21 protein-coding genes and 1 pseudogene are annotated in these 20,651 nt (G+C 56.7%); 16 read left to right on the top strand and 6 right to left on the bottom strand.

The genetic code is table 11. The features are described from left to right. Window positions 1–9 precede the first annotated feature (9 nt). Window positions 10–618, top strand: coding sequence for a class I SAM-dependent DNA methyltransferase (locus GFC06_RS22635; protein WP_153690683.1), 609 nt, complete (start codon window positions 10–12; stop codon window positions 616–618). Here the strand turns inward: GFC06_RS22635 and GFC06_RS22630 are convergent. Then, a complete protein-coding gene (locus tag GFC06_RS22630) occupies window positions 615–1,565 on the bottom strand; it encodes a GlxA family transcriptional regulator (protein ID WP_080860319.1) in 951 nt (316 codons plus the stop codon). The two genes, GFC06_RS22635 and GFC06_RS22630, sit on opposite strands and share 4 nt — an antisense overlap. 18 nt (window positions 1,566–1,583) lie before the next feature. Further along, window positions 1,584–2,360 carry an MBL fold metallo-hydrolase gene (locus tag GFC06_RS22625; RefSeq protein ID WP_080860317.1) on the bottom strand — a complete coding sequence of 259 codons (777 nt, stop codon included), beginning with the start codon at window positions 2,358–2,360 and terminating at the stop codon, window positions 1,584–1,586. A 378-nt stretch (window positions 2,361–2,738) separates the two neighbouring features. Between GFC06_RS22625 and GFC06_RS22620 the strand changes: the two genes are divergently transcribed. Together GFC06_RS22620 and GFC06_RS22615 are read left to right on the top strand one after the other, a co-directional pair. Further along, window positions 2,739–2,984, top strand: a complete 246-nt coding sequence (locus GFC06_RS22620) for a YmjA family protein (protein ID WP_053390019.1) — start codon at window positions 2,739–2,741, stop codon at window positions 2,982–2,984. A gap of 86 nt (window positions 2,985–3,070) precedes the next feature. Beyond that, entirely contained in the window at window positions 3,071–3,547 is a 477-nt protein-coding gene (locus GFC06_RS22615) for a cold-shock protein (RefSeq protein WP_016151966.1), read from the top strand. A 127-nt stretch (window positions 3,548–3,674) separates the two neighbouring features. Here the strand turns inward: GFC06_RS22615 and GFC06_RS22610 are convergent, their stop codons facing one another. Continuing rightward, window positions 3,675–3,983, bottom strand: coding sequence for a putative quinol monooxygenase (locus tag GFC06_RS22610; RefSeq protein WP_019076121.1), 309 nt, complete (start codon window positions 3,981–3,983; stop codon window positions 3,675–3,677). Between the two features lie 135 nt (window positions 3,984–4,118). Beyond that, the gene (locus GFC06_RS22605) at window positions 4,119–4,931 is read right to left on the bottom strand and encodes a DNA-binding transcriptional regulator (RefSeq protein WP_080860313.1); all 813 of its coding nucleotides are present in this window, start codon (window positions 4,929–4,931) and stop codon (window positions 4,119–4,121) included. Window positions 4,932–5,123: 192 nt separating this feature from the next. On the opposite strand from GFC06_RS22605, the gene GFC06_RS22600 reads away from it, so the two are divergent. The 9 genes from GFC06_RS22600 (at window position 5,124) to mmuM (ending at window position 15,291) form a co-directional block, all read left to right on the top strand. Then, complete coding sequence (locus GFC06_RS22600) at window positions 5,124–6,788, top strand: bifunctional 3-(3-hydroxy-phenyl)propionate/3-hydroxycinnamic acid hydroxylase (RefSeq protein WP_103765931.1); 1,665 nt, start codon at window positions 5,124–5,126, stop codon at window positions 6,786–6,788. 1 nt (window position 6,789) lies between these two features. Continuing rightward, a complete protein-coding gene (gene mhpB, locus GFC06_RS22595; protein ID WP_046275617.1) occupies window positions 6,790–7,734 on the top strand; it encodes a 2,3-dihydroxyphenylpropionate/2,3-dihydroxicinnamic acid 1,2-dioxygenase in 945 nt (314 codons plus the stop codon). 28 nt (window positions 7,735–7,762) lie between these two features. Continuing rightward, entirely contained in the window at window positions 7,763–8,629 is an 867-nt protein-coding gene (mhpC, locus tag GFC06_RS22590; RefSeq protein WP_016151973.1) for a 2-hydroxy-6-oxonona-2,4-dienedioate hydrolase, read from the top strand. Between the two features lie 9 nt (window positions 8,630–8,638). Beyond that, a complete protein-coding gene (gene mhpD / locus GFC06_RS22585; protein ID WP_016151974.1) occupies window positions 8,639–9,448 on the top strand; it encodes a 2-keto-4-pentenoate hydratase in 810 nt (269 codons plus the stop codon). Next, window positions 9,445–10,395, top strand: a complete 951-nt coding sequence (gene mhpF, locus GFC06_RS22580; protein WP_103283522.1) for an acetaldehyde dehydrogenase — start codon at window positions 9,445–9,447, stop codon at window positions 10,393–10,395. Before mhpD ends, mhpF begins: the two co-directional genes overlap by 4 nt. Further along, complete coding sequence (gene mhpE / locus GFC06_RS22575) at window positions 10,392–11,405, top strand: 4-hydroxy-2-oxovalerate aldolase (protein ID WP_153690682.1); 1,014 nt, start codon at window positions 10,392–10,394, stop codon at window positions 11,403–11,405. Before mhpF ends, mhpE begins: the two co-directional genes overlap by 4 nt. Before the next feature lie 68 nt (window positions 11,406–11,473). Next, entirely contained in the window at window positions 11,474–12,685 is a 1,212-nt protein-coding gene (mhpT, locus tag GFC06_RS22570) for a 3-(3-hydroxy-phenyl)propionate transporter MhpT (RefSeq protein ID WP_016155816.1), read from the top strand. A gap of 274 nt (window positions 12,686–12,959) precedes the next feature. Further along, complete coding sequence (mmuP, locus tag GFC06_RS22565) at window positions 12,960–14,363, top strand: S-methylmethionine permease (RefSeq protein WP_153690681.1); 1,404 nt, start codon at window positions 12,960–12,962, stop codon at window positions 14,361–14,363. Beyond that, window positions 14,350–15,291: a homocysteine S-methyltransferase gene (mmuM, locus tag GFC06_RS22560; RefSeq protein ID WP_016151980.1), complete on the top strand. Its 942-nt coding sequence runs from the start codon at window positions 14,350–14,352 to the stop codon at window positions 15,289–15,291. The genes mmuP and mmuM overlap by 14 nt, the downstream gene beginning before the upstream one ends. Window positions 15,292–15,361: 70 nt before the next feature. On the opposite strand, the gene fbpC is transcribed toward mmuM, so the two are convergent. After that, window positions 15,362–16,408: a ferric ABC transporter ATP-binding protein gene (fbpC, locus tag GFC06_RS22555; protein ID WP_019076130.1), complete on the bottom strand. Its 1,047-nt coding sequence runs from the start codon at window positions 16,406–16,408 to the stop codon at window positions 15,362–15,364. 11 nt (window positions 16,409–16,419) lie between these two features. Continuing rightward, window positions 16,420–17,025, bottom strand: a pseudogene (locus GFC06_RS22550) (ABC transporter permease); the annotation flags it as partial. A gap of 193 nt (window positions 17,026–17,218) precedes the next feature. Here GFC06_RS22550 and tauA point away from each other — a divergent pair. Genes tauA through tauD form a run of 4 tightly spaced genes read left to right on the top strand, consistent with a single transcriptional unit; the run spans window position 17,219 to window position 20,638 of the window. After that, window positions 17,219–18,181: a taurine ABC transporter substrate-binding protein gene (gene tauA / locus GFC06_RS22545; protein ID WP_016155824.1), complete on the top strand. Its 963-nt coding sequence runs from the start codon at window positions 17,219–17,221 to the stop codon at window positions 18,179–18,181. 14 nt (window positions 18,182–18,195) lie between these two features. Further along, entirely contained in the window at window positions 18,196–18,963 is a 768-nt protein-coding gene (tauB, locus tag GFC06_RS22540; protein ID WP_016155825.1) for a taurine ABC transporter ATP-binding subunit, read from the top strand. Then, a complete protein-coding gene (gene tauC, locus GFC06_RS22535; protein WP_016155826.1) occupies window positions 18,960–19,790 on the top strand; it encodes a taurine ABC transporter permease TauC in 831 nt (276 codons plus the stop codon). The genes tauB and tauC overlap by 4 nt, the downstream gene beginning before the upstream one ends. Continuing rightward, on the top strand, window positions 19,787–20,638 hold the full coding sequence (gene tauD / locus GFC06_RS22530) for a taurine dioxygenase (protein ID WP_047497850.1): 852 nt from the start codon (window positions 19,787–19,789) through the stop codon (window positions 20,636–20,638). The genes tauC and tauD overlap by 4 nt, the downstream gene beginning before the upstream one ends. Window positions 20,639–20,651: the final 13 nt, after the last annotated feature.

Raw genomic sequence — 20,651 nt, 5'->3', positions numbered from 1 at the left:
GAGGACATCGTGAGCGACTCTGCGGCAAACAACATTCTGTCCATCTACCAACGTCATGCGGAGGCCTTTGCCAGCCAGCGTTCACGCGCACTGTTCGAGAAAAGCTGGCTGGATAAGTTCATCACCGTGATGGGCGGACAGGGCAGCATTGTGGATATTGGCTGCGGCAACGGTCAGCCGATTGCTGGTTATTTTATTCAGCAAGGCTTTCCGCTTACGGGAATTGATGGTTCTGCGGCGATGCTGGCGCGGGCCCGGCACTCTTTTCCCGCACAGCGCTGGCTGGAGCAGGATATGCGCGAGCTGGGACTTAACGAGAATTTTGATGGTCTGATCGCCTGGGACAGCTTTTTCCATTTAACTCAGCAGGATCAGCAAAAGATGTTCCCGATTTTTGACCGACTCAGCCGTCCCGGCAGCGCGCTGATGTTTACCAGCGGGACGGAAAACGGTATCGCGATGGGGCAATTTGAGGGCGAACCGCTGTTTCACGCCAGCCTCGCACCGGATGAATACCGCGCATTGCTGTCAGAGCACGGTTTTGTGGTGGTAGAGATGGTGATGGAAGATCCGCACTGCGCCGGGCATACCATCTGGCTGGCGCAAAAACGTGGCTAATCGCCGCGAAAGGTTTTACGCCATTCAGCCGGGCTAACGCCAAAGTGGGATTTAAAATGCTGCCGCCAGGTGATGGGCGACTGGAAACCGACCTGTTCGGCGATGCGTTCAACGGGTAACTGGCTGGACTCCAGCAGTATCTGACTACGGCGCAGACGCTCGGCAATCAACCATTCGGCCACGCTTGACCCGGTGGCCTTCATAAAATGACGGGTTAAAGTGCGACGGCTCATCATCACCCGCTGCGCCAGCTCGTCGAGATTATGCGGTTCGTGGAGATGCTGGCGCAAATAGTCGAGCAGGACGTTGATGCGCTGATCCTGGGTGTTTTTCGCCACGGGTTGCTCGATAAACTGTGCCTGGCCGCCCTCACGATGCGGCGGCACAATCATCCGTCGGGCAATCTGATTCGCCGCCGTGCTGCCAAAACGCTGACGGATGACGTACAGACAGCAATCCAGCGCGGCGGCGGTGCCTGCCGAGGTAATTATGCCGTCGTCATCCACGTACAGCGCGTTAATATCCAGACGGGCTGCCGGAAAGCGCGCCTGAAAATCTTGCTCGAACTCCCAATGCGTAGCCGCCCGTTTGCCATCGAGCAGACCGGCATAGCCGAGGACAAATGCCCCCAGACATAGCCCGACAATCTGTGCGCCGTTTTGTCGTGCATGGTTGAGCGCATCAAGCAGGCTTTGTGGTGGACGATGTGCCGTGGTGCCCCAGTAGGGGAGCACCACGATGTCGGCGGCCTCCACCGCTTCATAGCCGTGAGCTGCGGTAATGGAAAAGCCATCCTGCGAGGAAACGATACCTGGCTGTTCGGCGCAAAGTTGCACCTCGAAGCGTTTTTTCGCCGCTACTTTGTCACTAAAAATGATGCACGGCACCGAGAAGTGAAACGGGCTGAAATCTTCCACGGCAACAATGGCGACGTTAAGCGGTTGCATACGATTCCTTTGTGGATATTAAAACGTCAGGGTTTCGCCATCTTCCGGTACGTTAACAAATTGCGCAATCTGGTTATCGTGGGCGTACTCTTTTAGAGCCGCGCGAGTCAGAAGACAGTGGTTAATTGCCTCCATGTGGGTCGCCACAATTTGTGCTTCGGGCAGCGTGAAGTGGGTTTTTAGCACATCTTCTGCGCCCATGATGATTGGGCCAAACCCGATAACGTGGGCAAAACCTGCGTTCAAAATAACCACGCCAGGCAGGAACGTCCGCATGTTGGTTTCCACCTCGTCGCGCCAGAGAGTGTCCCCGATCAGATACAGCGTTTTTTCCGCCGGATGCTGGAAGATAACCCCGCAGGCATCACCCAGACGCTCCGCCATTTGCGGGATGGCGTAAGCGCGATCCGAACCGTGCTGGCCGCCGGTTTTACGCAGGGTGATGTCGCCGAGCGTGGTGCTGTGTGCCAGTACGGTCAGTTGCGTGAAACCCTGCTTTCGCAGCACCTGCTTATCCTGCTCATTTTGTACATAGATCGGTTTGTCTTTCGGTACGATACGAGCAGCAGCCTCATCCCAATGATCTTCATGCAGATGGGTCACGATCAGCGCATCGACGTTGAGCAGGGTGTCGACATCAACGGGCAGTTCCACAGTCGGGTTGCGGATCTCGGCGCGTGCCGTTCCGGTAAAGCCCGGATAAGTCCCTTTTGCCGCCAGCATTGGATCGATCAGAAAGGTTTTACCGCCAAAGGTGATGCGCTGTGTGGCGTTACGGATTTGCGTGATGTTCATGGTGTTTGCTCCACATGTTGGGTCAGTGGTGTCATCGTAGAGTGTTGCCCAGAAGATGAATGTGGGCAAATGGGCGACTAGCGATGAGATTGGGCCAATAGCAGATGGCAGAGTTCGATAATGTAATTAGAATTAAAGTAATTGAATATTTCCTTTGCGACTCTTTATTTAATTCGCAGCCATTATCTCGTACTGAAAAAAACGTCATTTAAATAAGAGTAGATTTATTAAATTCGAAGCGGCTCCAGAAAATAGTGTTGATATATGCAACGTATTGCAGCCAATAAAACATATCGCGAACCATGAAATAAGAATGCTATCATTCACACCAGACGCGGCAGGCAACTGCTGGCACTCGCATTTACCCCGGAGCACCCGATGAACAACGACATTCCGCTAAAATTTTATGATATCGCCGACGAATACGCGACTGAAGCTGCAAAGCCGGTGAGCGATACAGAACGCGACGCACTGGCACACTACTTCCAGCAGTTGATCACTCGTTTGATGAACAATGAAGAGATCAGCGAAGAAGCGCAGCAGGAGATGGCAACCAAGGCCGGAGTCGACGCACAGCGTATCGATGATATCGCGGAGTTCCTCAATCGTTGGGGTAACGAGTAGCCAAAGACATGGCCTGTGTTTTACACTGCGCGCAAATTGAGTAGGTATACTCTACAAGTAATAGGTTTAATCAGGCGGAAACAGCAATGAACGGAACAATCACAACGTGGTTTAAAGATAAAGGCTTTGGATTTATCAAAGATGAAAACGGCGACAACCGCTATTTTCATGTGATTAAGGTTGCTAATCCTGAGCTGATCAAGAAAGACGCGGCGGTGACCTTTGAGCCTACCACCAACAACAAAGGCTTATCTGCCTACGCGGTAAAAGTCATACCCGACAGCAAATACATCTATATCGCCGGCGAGCGTCTGAAGCTCACGGCGATCAAGTCTTACCTGGTCTACAGCGAAGAAGTCCCTGCTGAGACTCGTATCGACAAAGAAAATGCGGTGCTGTCCGTTGGTGTGCTGATGAACAGCATCCGACCGAAATCAGACGTGAAGCCTGGTGAAATGCGCACGCTGAAAAAGCTGGCCATCACCACCTTCCAGGGCACGACGCTGATCTTCTCGGAAGATGAAATCGATATCGACGAGACGGTGAAACTGCTTAAGGTCTGAAGCCCTTCAGAGTGAATGAAAACCGAAATCCTGCTCTTTTCAGAAGCGGGGTTTCGGTTTTTTTATGCGTATTTTTGTCAGAAGGGAATATCCATTTGAGCCAAATAGCAAATTCCATTCTGTTTTTTTATTTTGACGAGGCACCTGGAATTACCACGTCATCCATCAGTATGTAACGTGCTTCCTGGCGCGTGTATTGATCGATTAACGGCACAAGTCGCCGGAAATGCTCACTGGCACAATGTTCATCGAGAGCCGCGTGGTTTGGCCATTCTTCGATAAAAATAAAATGCCCCGGATCTTTTTCATCAATATAGAGGTCATAAGCAATGCATTGCGGCTCTTTCTTCGTCGCCGATATTAGCTCACGGTACAAAGGGAGAACGGTTTCAATATACTCAGGTTTGATGAAATCTTCGGCAATGACCTTTAACATGCAGCCTCCTGGCAGAAAACGAATGCACACTATGTGATGAAGATATATTTAGGGCAAGACACCACAGTGTTATATCGGTCGGTGAGTGAGTTATCTCAGCTATTAATCCGATGATCCGCTTAACTGTGATCCATCTCACCTCCCGGCAACCAAAATCTCCTGCGACTCAACGCCGTCCTCTATCTGTTTCGCCACCTTTTGTAAGGCCGGAAGATGTTTTTCCGCGGCCTGTTCGATGGTCATGGCGCTGGCCATATACACCAGATTCAGGCAGCCGATCACCCGCTGTTCACTGCGAATGGGGACGGCGATGGAGGCGATTTTCTCCTCCTGATCCCAACCGCGAAAGTTCTGGCCAAAACCGTCTTTGCGCGCACGGCTCAAAATGGCGTCGAGCTTCAGCGGTTCGCGCGCCAACTGGAACTCATCTCCCGGTCGTGAAGCCAGCATTTCAATCAGTTCCTGACGTTCATTCTCCGGGCTAAATGCCAGCCAGGTCAGGCCGGATGCGGTTTTCAGCAGCGGCAAACGACGCCCGACCATCGCCCGATGAAACGACAGGCGGCTGAAGCGATGGGTGGTTTCACGCACCACCATCGCGTCCACATCCAGCGTGGAAACGTCGGTCGGCCAGATGACCTCGCGCAGCAAATCTCCCAACAGCGGGGCGGCGAGCGCAGAAATCCACTGCTCGTCACGAAATCCCTCACTGAGCTGACGGACCTTAATGGTTAAGCGAAAGCTGTCATCGGACAGACTGCGCCGGACGTAACCCTCATCCTGCAGGGTTTCCAGTAGTCGCCTGACCGTGGTGCGGTGCAGGCCGCTCAGCTCTGCCAGCAGGCCAACGCTGGCCCCGCCGTCGAGACGATTTAACATATTTAATAACATTAGTCCGCGCGTTAACCCGCGCACGGTTTTGTATTCGGTACTGTCGTCACTTTTCATATTTATTGACAAATCTACAGTTAAAACAACGTTGTGCACTTAGTGCACATCCAGGCATGTTTTGATTGTAGCGCAAAAACTCACTTCTATACTGACGGCACAATAAAAAATTATTCACATTCTTTTAACAAAAGACGATTGCGCCTCACCAGGGTCTGCAATTGCATTTTGTCCGAGTAGTGAGGTTCTGAAATGACAACAATAAATCCAGATATCCAACCCGCTGTGCAGCACACCGTGCAGGTAGCGATTGCCGGAGCCGGTCCGGTAGGGCTGATGATGGCGAACTATCTTGGCCAGATGGGCATTGAGGTGTTGGTGGTGGAGAAGCTCGATACCCTTATCGACTATCCTCGCGCCATCGGCATTGACGATGAAGCGCTGCGCACCATGCAGTCCGTCGGTCTGGTCGAAAATGTTCTGCCGCACACCACGCCGTGGCATGCGATGCGCTTTCTCACCCCGAAAGGGCGCTGTTTTGCTGATATCCAGCCGATGACCGACGAATTTGGCTGGTCGCGCCGCAACGCGTTTATTCAGCCGCAGGTGGACGCGGTGATGCTGGAAGGGCTGTCGCGTTTTCCCAACGTGCGCTGCCTGTTCTCCCGAGAACTGGAAGCCTTCAGCCAGCAAAATGGTGAAGTGACGTTGAACCTGAAAGCGCCGGATGGCCAGCGTGAAACGGTGAAAGCTCAGTGGCTGGTGGCCTGCGACGGTGGGGCCAGCAACGTCAGACGTTCGCTGAATGTGCCATTTGAAGGCAAAACCGCGCCGAATCAGTGGATTGTGGTGGATATCGCTAACGATCCGCTCAGCACGCCGCATGTGTATCTGTGCTGCGATCCGGTGCGCCCGTATGTCTCCGCCGCGCTGCCGCACGCGGTGCGCCGCTTTGAATTTATGGTAATGCCAGGGGAAACCGAAGCGCAGCTCAGCGAACCGCAGAATATGCGCCAGCTTTTGAGCAAAGTGCTGCCGAACCCGGACAACGTCGAGCTGATCCGCCAGCGCGTATATACCCATAACGCACGTCTGGCCGAACGTTTTCGCATTGACCGCGTGCTGCTGGCGGGCGATGCGGCGCACATTATGCCGGTCTGGCAGGGGCAGGGGTACAACAGCGGCATGCGCGATGCCTTCAATCTGGCGTGGAAACTGGCGCTGGTGATTGAGGGTAAAGCCGGTGATGCGCTGTTGGATTCCTACCAGCAGGAACGCCGCGACCACGCCAAAGCGATGATCGATCTCTCGGTGACCGCAGGCAACGTACTTGCGCCGCCGAAACGCTGGCACGGCGCGGTGCGCGACGGGGTTTCCTGGCTGCTGAACTACATTCCGCCGGTCAAACGCTACTTCCTTGAAATGCGCTTTAAGCCGATGCCGCAGTACCACGCCGGGGCGCTGGTGCGTGAAGGCGACGTGAAAACCTCTCCCGTTGGCAAGATGTTTATCCAGCCGAAGGTAACGCTGGAATCAGGTGAAGTGACGCTGCTCGACAACGTCATCGGGCCGAATTTCGCGGTGATCGGTTGGGGCTGTAACCCGCTGTGGGGCATGAGCGAGGCGCAGATCCAACAGTGGCAGGCGCTGGGGACGCAGTTTATCCAGGTGGTGCCGGATACACAGATACAAACCGATCAGGATAACCACGACGGCGTTACCCGCATTGGCGATACGCAAAACCGCCTGCGCACGTGGTTTGCCCAGCACAACGCCGCGCTGGTGGTGATACGCCCGGACCGCTTTGTGGCTGCCATCGCCATTCCGCAAACCCTGGGCAGTACCCTGAATAAACTGGCGTCGGTGATGACGCTCACCCGCGTTAATGCCCACATTCCCGCTGAAAAGGTGGCCTGATATGCACGCTTATCTTCACTGTCTTTCCCACTCGCCGCTGGTGGGTTACGTCGACCCTGCGCAGGCCGTGCTCGACGAGGTTAACGGTGTGATCGCCAGCGCCCGGGCACGTATTGCGGCGTTCGACCCTGAACTGGTGGTGCTGTTTGCCCCCGATCACTACAACGGATTTTTCTACGACGTGATGCCTCCGTTCTGTTTAGGCGTAGGCGCTACGGCGATCGGCGATTTCGGTAGCGCGGCGGGGGAACTGCCGGTGCCGACAGATCTCGCTGAAGCCTGCGCCCACGCGGTAATGAAAAGCGGCATCGATCTCGCCGTGTCCTACAACATGCAGGTCGATCACGGCTTCGCGCAGCCGCTGGAGTTTTTGCTCGGTGGTCTGGATAACGTGCCGGTGCTGCCAGTGTTTATTAACGGCGTCGCCACGCCGCTGCCGGGCTTTCAGCGTACCCGCATGCTCGGTGAAGCGATTGGCCGATTCGCCAGCTCGCTGAATCAGCGTGTGCTGTTTTTAGGCTCCGGTGGCCTGTCACATCAGCCGCCGGTCCCGGAGCTGGCGAAGGCTGATGCCCATATGCGCGACCGCCTGCTCGGCAGCGGCAAACAACTGCCTGAAAACGAGCGCGAGCTGCGCCAGCAGCGGGTGATCAGCGCCGCCGAGAAGTTTGTGGCCGATCAACACACGCTGCATCCGCTTAACCCTGTCTGGGATAACCGCTTTATGACGCTGCTTGAACAGGGGCGTTTGCAGGAGCTGGACGCAGTCAGTAACGAAGAACTGTCCGCGATGGCGGGCAAATCAACGCACGAAGTTAAAACCTGGGTTGCTGCCTTCGCCGCTATTTCTGCCTTTGGCAACTGGCGCAGCGAAGGCCGTTATTACCGCCCGATCCCAGAGTGGATCGCTGGATTCGGCTCCCTGAGCGCCACCACACAGAACTGAAACAGAACTGAATATGCAGGAGAACATCATGACTTACCAACCGCAAACCGAAGCCGCAACCAGTCGTTTTCTGCAGGTGCAGGAAGCAGGCGAAACGCTGCGCGTGCATTTCAATGACTGTGGGCAGGGCGAAGAGACTGTCGTGCTGTTGCATGGATCTGGTCCGGGTGCGACGGGCTGGGCGAACTTCAGCCGCAATATCGATCCGCTGGTGGAGGCTGGATACCGGGTGATCCTGCTGGATTGTCCTGGCTGGGGCAAAAGCGATGGCATCGTTAATCGCGGTTCGCGATCCGATCTTAATGCTCGCATCCTGAAAAGCGTGGTCGATCAGTTGGATATTCAGAAAATCCATCTGCTGGGCAACTCTATGGGGGGCCACAGTGCCGTGGCGTTCACCCTGAGCTGGCCGGAGCGTGTGGGCAAGCTGGTGCTGATGGGCGGCGGGACGGGGGGCATGAGCCTGTTTACCCCGATGCCGACCGAAGGCATCAAGCGCCTGAATCAGCTGTACCGCGAACCGACCATTGAGAACCTGAAGCTGATGATGGAGATCTTTGTCTTCGACACCAGCGACCTGACCGAGGCGCTGTTTGAGGCGCGTCTGAATAACATGCTGTCGCGTCGCGATCACCTGGAAAACTTTGTCCACAGCCTTGAAGCCAACCCGAAACAGTTTCCGGATTTCAGCCCGCGCCTGGGCGAAATCAAAGCCCAGACCCTGATTGTCTGGGGACGCAACGACCGCTTCGTGCCGATGGACGCCGGCCTGCGCCTGCTCTCCGGGATTGCCGGGTCTGAGCTGCACATCTACCGCGACTGCGGGCACTGGGCACAGTGGGAACATGCGGATGCTTTTAACCAGCTGGTGCTGAACTTCCTCGCACGCCCTTAAGGAACGGACATGACGAATCTTAATCTTGAGCAGTTAGCCGCCGATTTACGTCAGGCTGAGGAAAAAGGGGACGCTATCGCCCCGCTGCGTGAACTGATCGGCGTGGATAACGCCGAAGCGGCCTACGCCATTCAGCGTATCAATGTGCAGTATGACGTGGCGCGAGGGCGTCGCGTCGTCGGGCGCAAAGTGGGGCTGACACACCCGAAAGTGCAACAGCAGCTGGGCGTCGATCAGCCGGACTTCGGCACGCTGTTCGCCGACATGTGCTACGGCGACAACGACACCATTGCGTTTGCCCGCGTGCTACAACCGCGTATTGAAGCGGAGATTGCGCTGGTGCTGAACCGCGATCTGCCCAATGCCGATACCACCTTTGACGAGCTGTACAACGCCATCGAGTGGGTGCTACCCGCGCTGGAAGTGGTCGGCAGCCGTATTCGCGACTGGTCGATCAAGTTTGTTGATACCGTGGCGGATAACGCCTCCTGTGGCGTGTATGTGGTCGGCGGTCCGGCACAACGTCCGGCAGGATTAGATCTGAAAAACTGCGCGATGAAAATGACGCGCAATAACGAAGAGGTTTCCAGCGGGCGCGGTAGCGAATGTCTGGGACATCCGATCAACGCCGCCGTGTGGCTGGCGCGCAAAATGGCCAGCCTCGGCGAGCCGCTGCGTGCCGGGGACATTATTCTCACCGGGGCGTTAGGCCCGATGGTGGCGGTGAATGCGGGCGATCGTTTCGAAGCCCATATCGACGGTATTGGTTCAGTTGCCGCCACCTTTTCAGCGGCGGTTACAAAAGGAAGTCAGTCATGAGTAAGCGTAAAGTCGCCATTATCGGCTCTGGCAACATCGGCACCGATTTGATGATTAAAATTCTGCGTCACGGCGTACGTCTGGAGATGGCGGTGATGGTGGGGATTGATCCGCAATCCGACGGTCTGGCACGCGCCCGGCGTATGGGCGTTGCCACCACCCATGAAGGGGTGACGGGGCTTCTTGCGATGCCAGAATTCGCCGACATCGACATCGTGTTTGATGCCACCAGTGCGGGCGCGCACGTGAAAAATGACGCCGTGCTGCGCGCCGTAAAACCGGGGATCCGTCTGATCGACCTGACGCCCGCAGCGATCGGCCCGTACTGCGTCCCGGTGGTGAATCTGGAGACCAACGTTAACCAGCAGAACGTCAATATGGTGACCTGCGGCGGACAGGCGACCATCCCGATGGTGGCGGCGGTTTCTCGCGTGGCAAAAGTCCATTACGCCGAAATTATCGCCTCGATCGCCAGTAAATCTGCGGGACCGGGCACCCGCGCCAATATCGACGAGTTTACCGAAACCACCTCGAAGGCGATTGAAGTGGTGGGGGGCGCGGCCAAAGGCAAAGCCATTATCGTACTTAACCCGGCTGAGCCGCCGCTGATGATGCGCGACACGGTGTATGTGTTGAGCGAAGCGGCCTCTCAGCTTGAAGTTGAAGCGTCGATTAATGACATGGCGGCGGCGGTGCAGGCGTATGTGCCGGGCTATCGCCTGAAACAGCGCGTCCAGTTTGAAGTCATCCCGGAGGATAAACCGGTGAATCTGCCGGGTATTGGTCAGTTTTCCGGGCTGAAAACCGCGGTGTATCTGGAAGTGGAAGGTGCGGCGCACTATTTACCCGCCTACGCGGGCAACCTCGACATTATGACTTCCAGCGCGCTGGCGACCGCTGAGCAGATGGCGCAGTCACTCACCCGTCAGGCAGGAGAAGCAGCATGAACGGTAAAAAACTCTATATCTCTGACGTGACCCTGCGCGACGGTATGCATGCGATTCGTCACCAGTATTCGCTGGAAAACGTGCGCCAGATTGCCAAAGCGCTGGACGACGCGCGGGTTGATTCCATTGAGGTGGCCCACGGCGACGGTTTACAAGGTTCCAGCTTTAACTACGGCTTTGGCGCGCACAGCGATCTCGAGTGGATTGAAGCGGCAGCAGACGTGGTCAAACACGCAAAGATCGCCACGCTGTTGCTGCCGGGCATCGGCACTCTTCATGACCTGAAAAACGCGTATCAGGCCGGCGCGCGAGTGGTGCGCGTGGCGACCCACTGCACCGAAGCGGACGTGTCGGCCCAGCATATTCAGTACGCGCGTGAGCTCGGCATGGATACCGTCGGCTTTCTGATGATGAGCCATATGACCACGCCGGAGAATCTGGCGCAGCAGGCGAAGCTGATGGAAAACTACGGTGCGACGTGTATCTACGTGGTCGATTCCGGCGGGGCAATGAATATGAGCGATATTCGCGCCCGCTTCCGTGCCCTGAAAACGGTGCTGAAGCCAGAGACAGAAACCGGAATGCATGCGCATCACAACCTGAGCCTCGGCGTGGCGAACTCGATTGCCGCGGTGGAAGAGGGCTGCGACCGTATCGACGCCAGCCTGGCGGGTATGGGCGCTGGCGCGGGCAACGCGCCGCTGGAAGTGTTTATCGCCGCTGCGGATAAGCTCGGCTGGCAGCACGGCACCGATCTGTATGCGCTGATGGACGCCGCCGACGATCTGGTGCGTCCACTGCAGGACCGTCCGGTGCGGGTGGATCGCGAAACGCTGGCACTGGGCTATGCCGGGGTGTACTCCAGCTTCTTGCGTCACTGCGAAGTGGCGGCGGCGCGTTATGGCCTGAGCGCGGTCGATATTCTGGTTGAACTGGGCAAACGCCGAATGGTGGGCGGCCAGGAAGATATGATCGTCGACGTGGCGCTGGATCTGCGCAATAGAAAATAAAAATGATTACGCGGCTGGCAACGTATCAGCCGCGACTCACCTGCATCGTGACCTCAGAGGTACATCTTATGACTACCCGTACCCCCACATCTTACCGACTGACGTTAACCGTCGGGCTTTGCTTTTTAGTTGCCCTGATGGAAGGGCTGGATCTACAGGCCGCCGGGATCGCTGCCGTCGGTATCGCCCAGGCGTTTGCGCTGGATAAAATGCAGATGGGCTGGATCTTCAGTGCGGGCATTCTCGGACTGCTGCCCGGCGCGCTGGTGGGCGGCATGCTGGCCGATCGCTATGGGCGCAAGCGCATTCTTATTGCCTCCGTGGCGCTGTTCGGCCTGTTCTCGCTGGCGACGGCGATTTCCTGGGATTTCTCGTCGCTGGTGTTTGCCCGTCTGATGACCGGCGTCGGGTTGGGCGCGGCGTTGCCGAATCTGATCGCGCTGACCTCCGAAGCGGCGGGCCCGCGTTTTCGCGGTACGGCGGTGAGCCTGATGTACTGTGGCGTGCCGATTGGCGCGGCGTTAGCGGCGGCGCTCGGGTTTAGCGGTCTGGCCGCCGCCTGGCAAACGGTGTTCTGGGTTGGCGGAGTGATCCCGCTGCTGCTGGTGCCGTTGTTGATGCGCTGGCTGCCAGAATCACAGGTTTATGCCCAGCAAACGCAGGTGGCCGCCGCGCCGTTGCGCGCCCTGTTCGCACCTGCTACCGCGACAGCCACGCTGCTGCTGTGGCTGTGCTATTTCTTCACCCTGCTGGTGGTGTATATGCTGATCAACTGGCTGCCGATGCTGCTGGTGGAGCAGGGCTTTCAGCCCTCGCAGGCGGCTGGTGTGATGTTTGCTCTGCAAATCGGCGCGGCCAGCGGCACGTTAATTCTCGGGGCGTTAATGGACAAACTGCGCCCGGTGGTCATGTCGCTTCTGATCTACACCGGGATGTTGGCTTCGCTGCTGGCGCTGGGGACGGTGTCGTCATTGAGCGGTATGCTGATGGCCGGATTTGTGGCGGGGATGTTTGCCACTGGAGGACAAAGCGTGCTGTATGCGCTGGCTCCGCTGTTTTACAGTACGCAGATCCGCGCGACAGGCGTGGGTACCGCTGTCGCCGTTGGGCGTCTGGGGGCGATGAGCGGCCCGCTGCTGGCAGGAAAAATGTTAGCGCTCGGCACAGGAACGGTAGGCGTGATGGCGGCTTCTGCGCCGGGCATTTTACTGGCAGGGCTGGCGGTATTTTTCCTGATGAGCCGTAAATCGCAGATGCCGATCCCGACCAGTGGCTCATAAGCAATCGTTCGGTTGTATGAGTGGGGAGATACGGTTCCCACTTCCGGGTGAACGCCAGCCGGCGATGACGTTGCCAGAGTTTATGTAAAGCCTGGCAACGGAGGCGTTATGAGCTGGCGGCCCTTTTTATATTTGATAATTAACCCCCACCCGGTATTAAGCGCCCGGCGCGGTCATCTGCGTCTGGTGCAGGGTTGACTTTGCATTGTGTTAACAAACGCGGTATAACAAACCTTCTTTGGATGTTTAGATGTCCATACGTTTGGAAGGTTATATGCAAACAACACAACAAAATGCGCCACTGAAGCGCACGATGAAAACGCGTCATCTGATTATGCTCTCCTTGGGTGGCGTGATTGGCACAGGGTTATTCTTCAATACCGGTTACATCATCTCCACTACCGGGGCCGCGGGAACGCTGCTGGCCTATCTGATTGGCGCGCTGGTGGTCTGGCTGGTTATGCAGTGTCTGGGCGAGCTGTCGGTCGCGATGCCGGAGACCGGGGCGTTTCACGTCTATGCCGCGCGCTATCTCGGCCCGGCGACGGGGTATACCGTGGCCTGGCTCTACTGGCTGACCTGGACCGTGGCGCTTGGTTCGAGTTTTACCGCTGCTGGATTCTGTATGCAGTACTGGTTTCCGCTGGTGCCAGTATGGGTCTGGTGCGTGGTGTTCTGTGTGATTATTTTTGGCCTGAACGTTATCTCCACGCGCTTTTTTGCCGAAGGGGAGTTCTGGTTCTCGTTGGTGAAAGTGGTCACTATCATCGCCTTTATTATCCTTGGTGGGGCGGCGATTTTTGGCTTTATCCCGATGCAGGATGGCTCGCCCGCGCCGGGGCTGAGTAATCTCACGGCGGAAGGTTGGTTCCCGCATGGTGGCTTACCGATCCTGATGACTATGGTGGCGGTGAACTTTGCTTTTTCGGGAACGGAGCTTATCGGTATTGCCGCCGGTGAAACGGAAAATCCGCGCAAGGTGATCCCGGTGGCGATTCGTACCACCATCGCGCGACTGATTATTTTCTTTATCGGTACCGTGTTTGTGCTGGCGGCGCTGATCCCGATGCAGCAGGCGGGCGTGGAGAAAAGCCCGTTTGTGCTGGTGTTTGAGAAGGTAGGGATTCCGTACGCCGCCGATATTTTTAACTTCGTGATCCTGACAGCCATTCTTTCTGCGGCGAACTCCGGGCTGTATGCCTCCGGGCGCATGCTCTGGTCGCTGTCGAATGAACGTACGCTGCCAGCCTGTTTTGCGCGAGTGACGAAAAACGGCGTGCCGCTGACGGCGCTGTCGGTCAGTATGCTCGGCGGCGTACTGGCGCTGTTTTCCAGCGTGGTGGCCCCGGACACGGTATTTGTCGCGCTGTCGGCAATCTCCGGGTTTGCGGTGGTGGCGGTGTGGCTGAGCATCTGCGCCTCGCACTTTGTTTTTCGCCGCCGTCATCTGCAACAGGGTAAGGCATTGAGTGCATTACATTATCGTGCGCCGTGGTATCCGCTGGTGCCGGTATTAGGATTTGTGTTGTGTCTGGTGGCCTGTGTGGGGCTGGCATTCGATCCAGCGCAGAGAATTGCGTTGTGGTGCGGGTTACCGTTTGTTGCGTTGTGCTATGGTGCATATTTCCTTACTCAACCCCGTAACGCAAAACAGGAGCCAGAACATGTCGCAGAATAATCCGTTACGCGCTCTCCTTGAGAAACAGGATGTCCTGTTACTGGATGGCGCGATGGCGACGGAGCTGGAAGCGCGAGGGTGTAACTTAGCCGACAGCCTGTGGTCAGCCAAAGTGCTGGTAGAAAACCCGGAGCTTATCCGCGAAGTGCATCTTGATTATTACCGGGCGGGGGCGCAATGCGCGATCACCGCCAGCTATCAGGCGACACCGGCGGGCTTTGCCGCGCGTGGCCTGGATGAAGCGCAGTCGAAAGCGCTGATTGGCAAAAGCGTGGAGCTGGCGCGTAAAGCGCGTGAAGCGTATCTGGCAGAGAACCCGCAAGCGGGCACGCTGTTGGTGGCGGGATCTGTCGGACCTTACGGCGCGTATCTGGCGGACGGCTCTGAATACCGTGGCGATTACCAGCGCAGCGCCGAGGCATTCCAGGCGTTTCATCGCCCGCGCGTGGAAGCATTGCTGGATGCCGGGGCCGATCTGCTGGCCTGCGAAACCCTGCCGAATTTTGTCGAGATTGGCGCACTGGCTGAGCTGTTGACCGCGTACCCGCGTGCGCGTGCCTGGTTCTCATTTACTCTGCGTGACAGCGAGCACCTGAGCGACGGTACGCCGCTGCGTGACGTGGTTGCGTTGCTGGCGGATTATCCGCAGGTGGTGGCGTTAGGCATTAACTGCATTGCGCTGGAAAACACCACCGCTGCGTTGCAGCATTTACACGGCTTAACGGCGCTGCCGCTGGTGGTGTATCCGAATTCGGGCGAGCAGTACGATGCCGCGAGCAAAACCTGGCATCATCACGGTGAGTCTTGTGCGCAACTGGCGGATTATCTGCCACAGTGGCAGGCCGCTGGCGCACGATTGATTGGCGGGTGCTGTCGCACCACGCCTGCGGATATTGCCGCGTTAAAAGTTCAGGCCCAGGCCCGATAAGACGTAAGCCGCCATCGGGCATTTTTTGCCAGATGGCGATACGGTATGAACCGGAAACATGGGTAACACTTTATGCCGCATCCGCCAGCACAAACATGCCGTACGGATGGATTTCGAGATAATACTGCTCGCCGACGTCCGGCTGCAGACGCGTAGCGTTGACCTGCAATAAAATCTCCTGTCCGTGCCACTCCACCGTGACCTCATATTGGGGTCCCATATACGCGACATGGCTGATTACGCAGCGCTGGCTCTCTTCGCCGCGGTCGCTGAGCGTGATCGCTTCCGGGCGCACGCCTACCATGCCCTCGCCTTGATCGCTAAAGTGCAGTGGGCGCGGCAGATGATAGCCGTAGATATCAACGTATCTGTCGCTGAAGGTGGCCGGGAACAGGTTAGAATCGCCCATAAAGCTCGCCATAAAGCGGGAGGCGGGCTGGCGATAGAGATCCTGCGGCGAGCCGATCTGCATGATGTGTCCCTTGTTCATCACCAGTACGGTATCGGAAACCGCAAAGGCTTCGCTCTGATCGTGGGTGACGTACAGCGAGGTGATATCAAACTGCTTTTGCAGCTCGCGGATTTTGTCGCGCATGCTGCGACGCAGGTTGGCGTCCAGGTTACTTAACGGTTCATCAAACAGAAGCACTTTCGGTTTGAGGATCAACGCACGGGCCAGCGCCACGCGCTGCTGCTGACCGCCGGAGATCTGATCGACAAAGCGGTCTTCAAATCCTTCCAGATCCACCATCGCCAGCGCCTCTTTGACGCGGGTTTTCACCTCCGCGCGCGACACGCCGAGCATCTTCAGGCCATAACCGACGTTCTCCCCTAACGACATGTGCGGGAACAGGGCATATGACTGAAACACCATACAGATATCGCGCTGCTGAATAGAACGATGGGTAACGTCTTCGCCATCAATGAAAATTTGTCCTTCGCTCGGTTTTTCCAACCCGGCAACCAGACGCAAGATGGTGGTTTTACCGCAGCCGGACGGGCCGAGCAGCGTTACCATTTGCCCCTGCGGAATGGTGAGATTGATATTGTCGATAACCGTGTTGCTGCCAAATCGTTTAGTGACGTTGCGCAGTTCAACGAAATTTTTCTGAGTCATAGTGCGCTCCATTACGCCTGGTTTTTGGCTTTTGAACGGGAGGTACGTGATTCACCGATCAGCCAGTCAAAGATGAAAATAATCGCCAGCATCACCACGATCAAAATGGAACCGTAGGCAATCGCCACGCCGTATTCGCCGTCTTCTACGCGGTTCAGGATGTAGGCCGTGGCCACGCGGGTATCCGGCGTAACGAGGAACACAATGGCGCTGACGGTGGTAATGGCGCGCACAAAGCTGTAGATCAGCGCTGAGAGGATCGCCGGGCGCAGCAGCGGCAACAGGATGTGCGTAATAGTGCGCAGGGAACCGGCGCGCAGACTGAGCGAGGCTTCATCCAGCGATTTATCGATTTGGCCTAAGCCCGCAATGCCCGCCCGGATACCGACCGGGACATTACGCATTACCATTGAGATAATCACGATGGCGGCGGTGCCGGTGAGGTATACCGGGGCGCTGTTAAAGGCCAGAATGTACGATACGCCCGCTACGGTGCCCGGAACGGCAAAGCACAGCATAGTGGTGAACTCGATGGTCTTTTTGCCTTTAAACTGCTGACGCACCACAACCCATGCGATCAGCAGGCCAAAGATAGCGGTGATCGGCGCGGCAATCCCCGTGGCGCGGATATGTAACGAATGTAACAAAATCGCAATAATTTGCCGGCCTGCAATCAAATGCATTTCCGGGCTAAGCATTGCCGCTTTTTTTCTAAAAACAGATCGCTATTAGCCAGAATTTTTAATTCCTTTATCAAATTGTGCCGCAACGAAATACTGCCCCCATAACAAGACAGGGGAGCAGACAATCATGGCTATTTCATCGCGTAACGCACTACTTGCCGCACTGGCATTCATCGCATTTCAGGCACAGGCGGTGAACGTCACCGTTGCTTATCAGACCTCCGCTGAACCCGCCAAAGTGGCGCAGGCGGATAACACCTTTGCTAAAGAGAGCGGGGCTACCGTTGACTGGCGCAAATTCGACAGCGGTGCGAGCATCGTCCGTGCGCTGGCATCCGGTGATGTGCAGATCGGTAATCTTGGCTCCAGCCCGCTGGCGGTCGCTGCCAGCCAGCAGGTGCCTATTGAGGTTTTCCTGCTGGCGTCAAAACTCGGCAATTCTGAAGCGCTGGTGGTGAAGAAAAACATCAGTAAACCGCAAGATTTGATTGGTAAGCGCATTGCCGTGCCGTTTATTTCCACTACCCATTACAGCCTGCTGGCGGCGTTGAAACACTGGGGTATCAAAGCAGGGCAGGTGGAGATTGTGAACCTGCAGCCACCCGCGATTATTGCCGCCTGGCAGCGCGGAGATATTGATGGTGCTTATGTCTGGGCGCCTGCGGTAAACGCGCTGGAAAAAGATGGCAAGGTATTAACCGACTCATCGCAGGTTGGCGAGTGGGGCGCACCGACGCTGGACGTGTGGGTGGTGCGCAAAGATTTTGCCGAGAAGCATCCTGACGTGGTGAAAGCCTTTGCCAAAAGCGCCATCGACGCCCAGCAGCCTTATATCGCTAATCCCGATGAATGGCTGAAACAGCCGGAGAATATCAGCAAACTGTCGCGTTTGAGTGGCGTACCGGAGGCGGATGTGCCGGGCCTGGTGAAAGGTAACACCTATTTGACGGCACAACAGCAAACCGCTGAGCTAACCGGCCCGGTGAATAAAGCGATTATCGACACCGCGCAGTTCCTCAAAGAGCAGGGCAAAGTCCCCGCCGTCGCGACGGATTACAGCCAGTATGTGACCGATCGCTTCGTGCAATAAATAAGGAGGCGCTGATGCTGCAAATCTCTCATCTTGCCGCCAGCTACGGTGGAAAACCGGTGCTGGAAGATATCAACCTGACGCTCGATAGTGGCGAACTGCTGGTGGTACTCGGACCTTCTGGTTGCGGAAAAACCACGCTGTTAAATCTGATTGCCGGGTTTGTGCCGTATCAGCATGGCAGCATTATGCTGGCGGGCAACAAAGTTGAAGGTCCAGGCGCAGAGCGCGGGGTTGTGTTCCAGAACGAAGGCCTGCTGCCCTGGCGCAACGTGCAGGACAACGTGGCCTTCGGGCTGCAACTGGCGGGGATGGAGAAGCCCCAACGTCAACGAATCGCGCGGGAGATGTTGCAGAAAGTTGGGCTGGAGGATGCGGGAAAACGTTTTATCTGGCAGCTCTCTGGTGGTCAGCGTCAGCGCGTCGGCATTGCGAGGGCGTTGGCTGCCAACCCGCAGCTGTTGTTGCTGGATGAACCCTTTGGCGCGCTCGACGCCTTTACCCGCGAGCAGATGCAAACCCTGCTGCTGAAGTTGTGGCATGAGACTGGCAAACAGGTGCTGTTGATTACCCACGATATTGAAGAAGCCGTTTTTTTGGCAACGGAGCTGGTATTGCTGTCGCCAGGCCCTGGCCGGGTACTGGAGCGTCTGCCGCTGAATTTCGCTCGTCGCTTTGTGGCCGGAGAGCCGAGCCGCAGCATTAAGTCCGACCCGCAGTTTATCGCCATGCGCGAGTATGTGTTAGGTCGTGTCTTTGAACAACGGGAGGCATTCTCATGAGCGTGGTGATTAATGATAAACCCCGTCGCCAGCGCGCGCTGAACTGGCGCTGGCCGTTCTCGCGGCAGATTACCTTAAGCTTCGGTACGCTGGTCGTCATTCTGGCGGTGTGGTGGACGGTGGCGGCGCTGCAGTTAATCAGTCCGCTGTTTTTACCCCCGCCGGGCCAGGTTTTGCAAAAACTGATGGTTATTGCCGGGCCGCAGGGGTTTATGGATGCCACGCTGTGGCAGCATCTGGCGGCGAGCCTGACGCGTATTGTTATCGCGCTGCTGGCGGCGGTACTGCTCGGCGTTCCGGTTGGGATCGCTATGGGGCTGAGTCCGACGATGCGCGGCATTCTCGATCCGATCATTGAACTGTATCGTCCGGTTCCGCCATTGGCCTATTTGCCGCTGATGGTGATCTGGTTTGGCATTGGTGAGACCTCCAAGATCCTGCTGATCTATCTGGCGATTTTCGCCCCTGTAGCGATGTCGGCGCTGGCGGGGGTTAAAAGCGCGCAGCAGGTGAGAGTGCGTGCCGCACAGTCGCTGGGAGCCAGCCGTACGCAGGTGCTGTGGTTTGTTATTTTGCCGGGGGCATTGCCGGAGATACTCACAGGGTTGCGTATCGGGCTTGGCGTGGGCTGGTCGACGTTGGTGGCAGCAGAGCTGATTGCCGCCACGCGAGGTTTAGGATTTATGGTGCAGTCAGCCGGTGAGTTTCTGGCAACGGATGTGGTGCTGGCGGGGATCGCGGTGATTGCCGTTATCGCGTTTATTTTAGAACTGGGTCTGCGCGCGCTTCAGCGCCGCCTGACGCCCTGGCATGGAGAAGTACAATGAGTGAACGTCTGAGCATTACCCCGCTGGGGCCGAACATTGGCGCACAAATCACCGGTGCGGATTTGACGCGCCCGCTGAGCGATAATCAGTTTGAACAGCTTTATCACGCCGTACTGCGCCATCAGGTGGTGTTTCTGCGTGAGCAGGTGATTACGCCGCAACAACAGCGGGCGCTGGCGCTGCGTTTTGGCGATCTGCATATTCACCCTGTCTATCCGCATGCCGAAGGGGTTGAAGAGATTATCGTGCTGGATACTCATAACGATAATCCGCCGGATAACGACAACTGGCACACCGATGTAACCTTTATCGACACGCCGCCAGCGGGTGCGATTCTGGCGGCAAAAGAGCTGCCATCGACCGGGGGAGACACCCTGTGGACCAGCGGGATTGCCGCTTATGACGCATTATCTGAGCCGTTTCGCCAGTTGCTGAGCGGCCTGCGGGCAGAGCATGATTTTCGTAAATCCTTCCAGGAATATAAATACCGCCAGACGCCAGAGGAGCATCAGCGCTGGCTGGAGGCGGTGGCAAAGCATCCGCCCCTGCTGCATCCGGTGGTGCGCACGCATCCAGTGAGCGGGAAGCAGGCGCTGTTCGTGAATGAAGGATTTACCACGCGAATTGTCGATGTGACGGAAAAAGAGAGCGAGGCGTTACTGCGCTTTTTGTTCGCGCATATCACTAAACCGGAGTTCCAGGTGCGCTGGCGTTGGCAGCCCAACGATGTGGCGATTTGGGATAATCGCGTGACGCAGCATTATGCGAATGCGGATTATCTGCCCCAGCGGCGCATTATGCACCGGGCGACAATTTTGGGAGACAAGCCGTTTTTTCGGGCGGGATGATTATCGGAGACGC

Origin of the sequence: Citrobacter braakii (assembly GCF_009648935.1) — a bacterium.
Taxonomy (GTDB): Bacteria; Pseudomonadota; Gammaproteobacteria; order Enterobacterales; family Enterobacteriaceae; genus Citrobacter; species Citrobacter braakii.
Note: the sequence above shows the minus strand (reverse complement) of the source record. Positions and strands in the feature narration are given on the sequence as shown.

Bases quoted from the DNA above. Each gene is read 5' to 3' on its own strand.
- GFC06_RS22630 (WP_080860319.1), bottom strand. From the start codon at position 1,565: ATGCAACCGCTTAACGTCGCCATTGTTGCCGTGGAAGATTTCAGCCCG.
- GFC06_RS22625 (WP_080860317.1), bottom strand. From the start codon at position 2,360: ATGAACATCACGCAAATCCGTAACGCCACACAGCGCATCACCTTTGGC.
- GFC06_RS22620 (WP_053390019.1), top strand. From the start codon at position 2,739: ATGAACAACGACATTCCGCTAAAATTTTATGATATCGCCGACGAATAC.
- GFC06_RS22615 (WP_016151966.1), top strand. From the start codon at position 3,071: ATGAACGGAACAATCACAACGTGGTTTAAAGATAAAGGCTTTGGATTT.
- GFC06_RS22610 (WP_019076121.1), bottom strand. From the start codon at position 3,983: ATGTTAAAGGTCATTGCCGAAGATTTCATCAAACCTGAGTATATTGAA.
- GFC06_RS22605 (WP_080860313.1), bottom strand. From the start codon at position 4,931: ATGAAAAGTGACGACAGTACCGAATACAAAACCGTGCGCGGGTTAACG.
- GFC06_RS22600 (WP_103765931.1), top strand. From the start codon at position 5,124: ATGACAACAATAAATCCAGATATCCAACCCGCTGTGCAGCACACCGTG.
- mhpB (WP_046275617.1), top strand. From the start codon at position 6,790: ATGCACGCTTATCTTCACTGTCTTTCCCACTCGCCGCTGGTGGGTTAC.
- mhpC (WP_016151973.1), top strand. From the start codon at position 7,763: ATGACTTACCAACCGCAAACCGAAGCCGCAACCAGTCGTTTTCTGCAG.
- mhpD (WP_016151974.1), top strand. From the start codon at position 8,639: ATGACGAATCTTAATCTTGAGCAGTTAGCCGCCGATTTACGTCAGGCT.
- mhpF (WP_103283522.1), top strand. From the start codon at position 9,445: ATGAGTAAGCGTAAAGTCGCCATTATCGGCTCTGGCAACATCGGCACC.
- mhpE (WP_153690682.1), top strand. From the start codon at position 10,392: ATGAACGGTAAAAAACTCTATATCTCTGACGTGACCCTGCGCGACGGT.
- mhpT (WP_016155816.1), top strand. From the start codon at position 11,474: ATGACTACCCGTACCCCCACATCTTACCGACTGACGTTAACCGTCGGG.
- mmuP (WP_153690681.1), top strand. From the start codon at position 12,960: ATGCAAACAACACAACAAAATGCGCCACTGAAGCGCACGATGAAAACG.
- mmuM (WP_016151980.1), top strand. From the start codon at position 14,350: ATGTCGCAGAATAATCCGTTACGCGCTCTCCTTGAGAAACAGGATGTC.
- fbpC (WP_019076130.1), bottom strand. From the start codon at position 16,408: ATGACTCAGAAAAATTTCGTTGAACTGCGCAACGTCACTAAACGATTT.
- tauA (WP_016155824.1), top strand. From the start codon at position 17,219: ATGGCTATTTCATCGCGTAACGCACTACTTGCCGCACTGGCATTCATC.
- tauB (WP_016155825.1), top strand. From the start codon at position 18,196: ATGCTGCAAATCTCTCATCTTGCCGCCAGCTACGGTGGAAAACCGGTG.
- tauC (WP_016155826.1), top strand. From the start codon at position 18,960: ATGAGCGTGGTGATTAATGATAAACCCCGTCGCCAGCGCGCGCTGAAC.
- tauD (WP_047497850.1), top strand. From the start codon at position 19,787: ATGAGTGAACGTCTGAGCATTACCCCGCTGGGGCCGAACATTGGCGCA.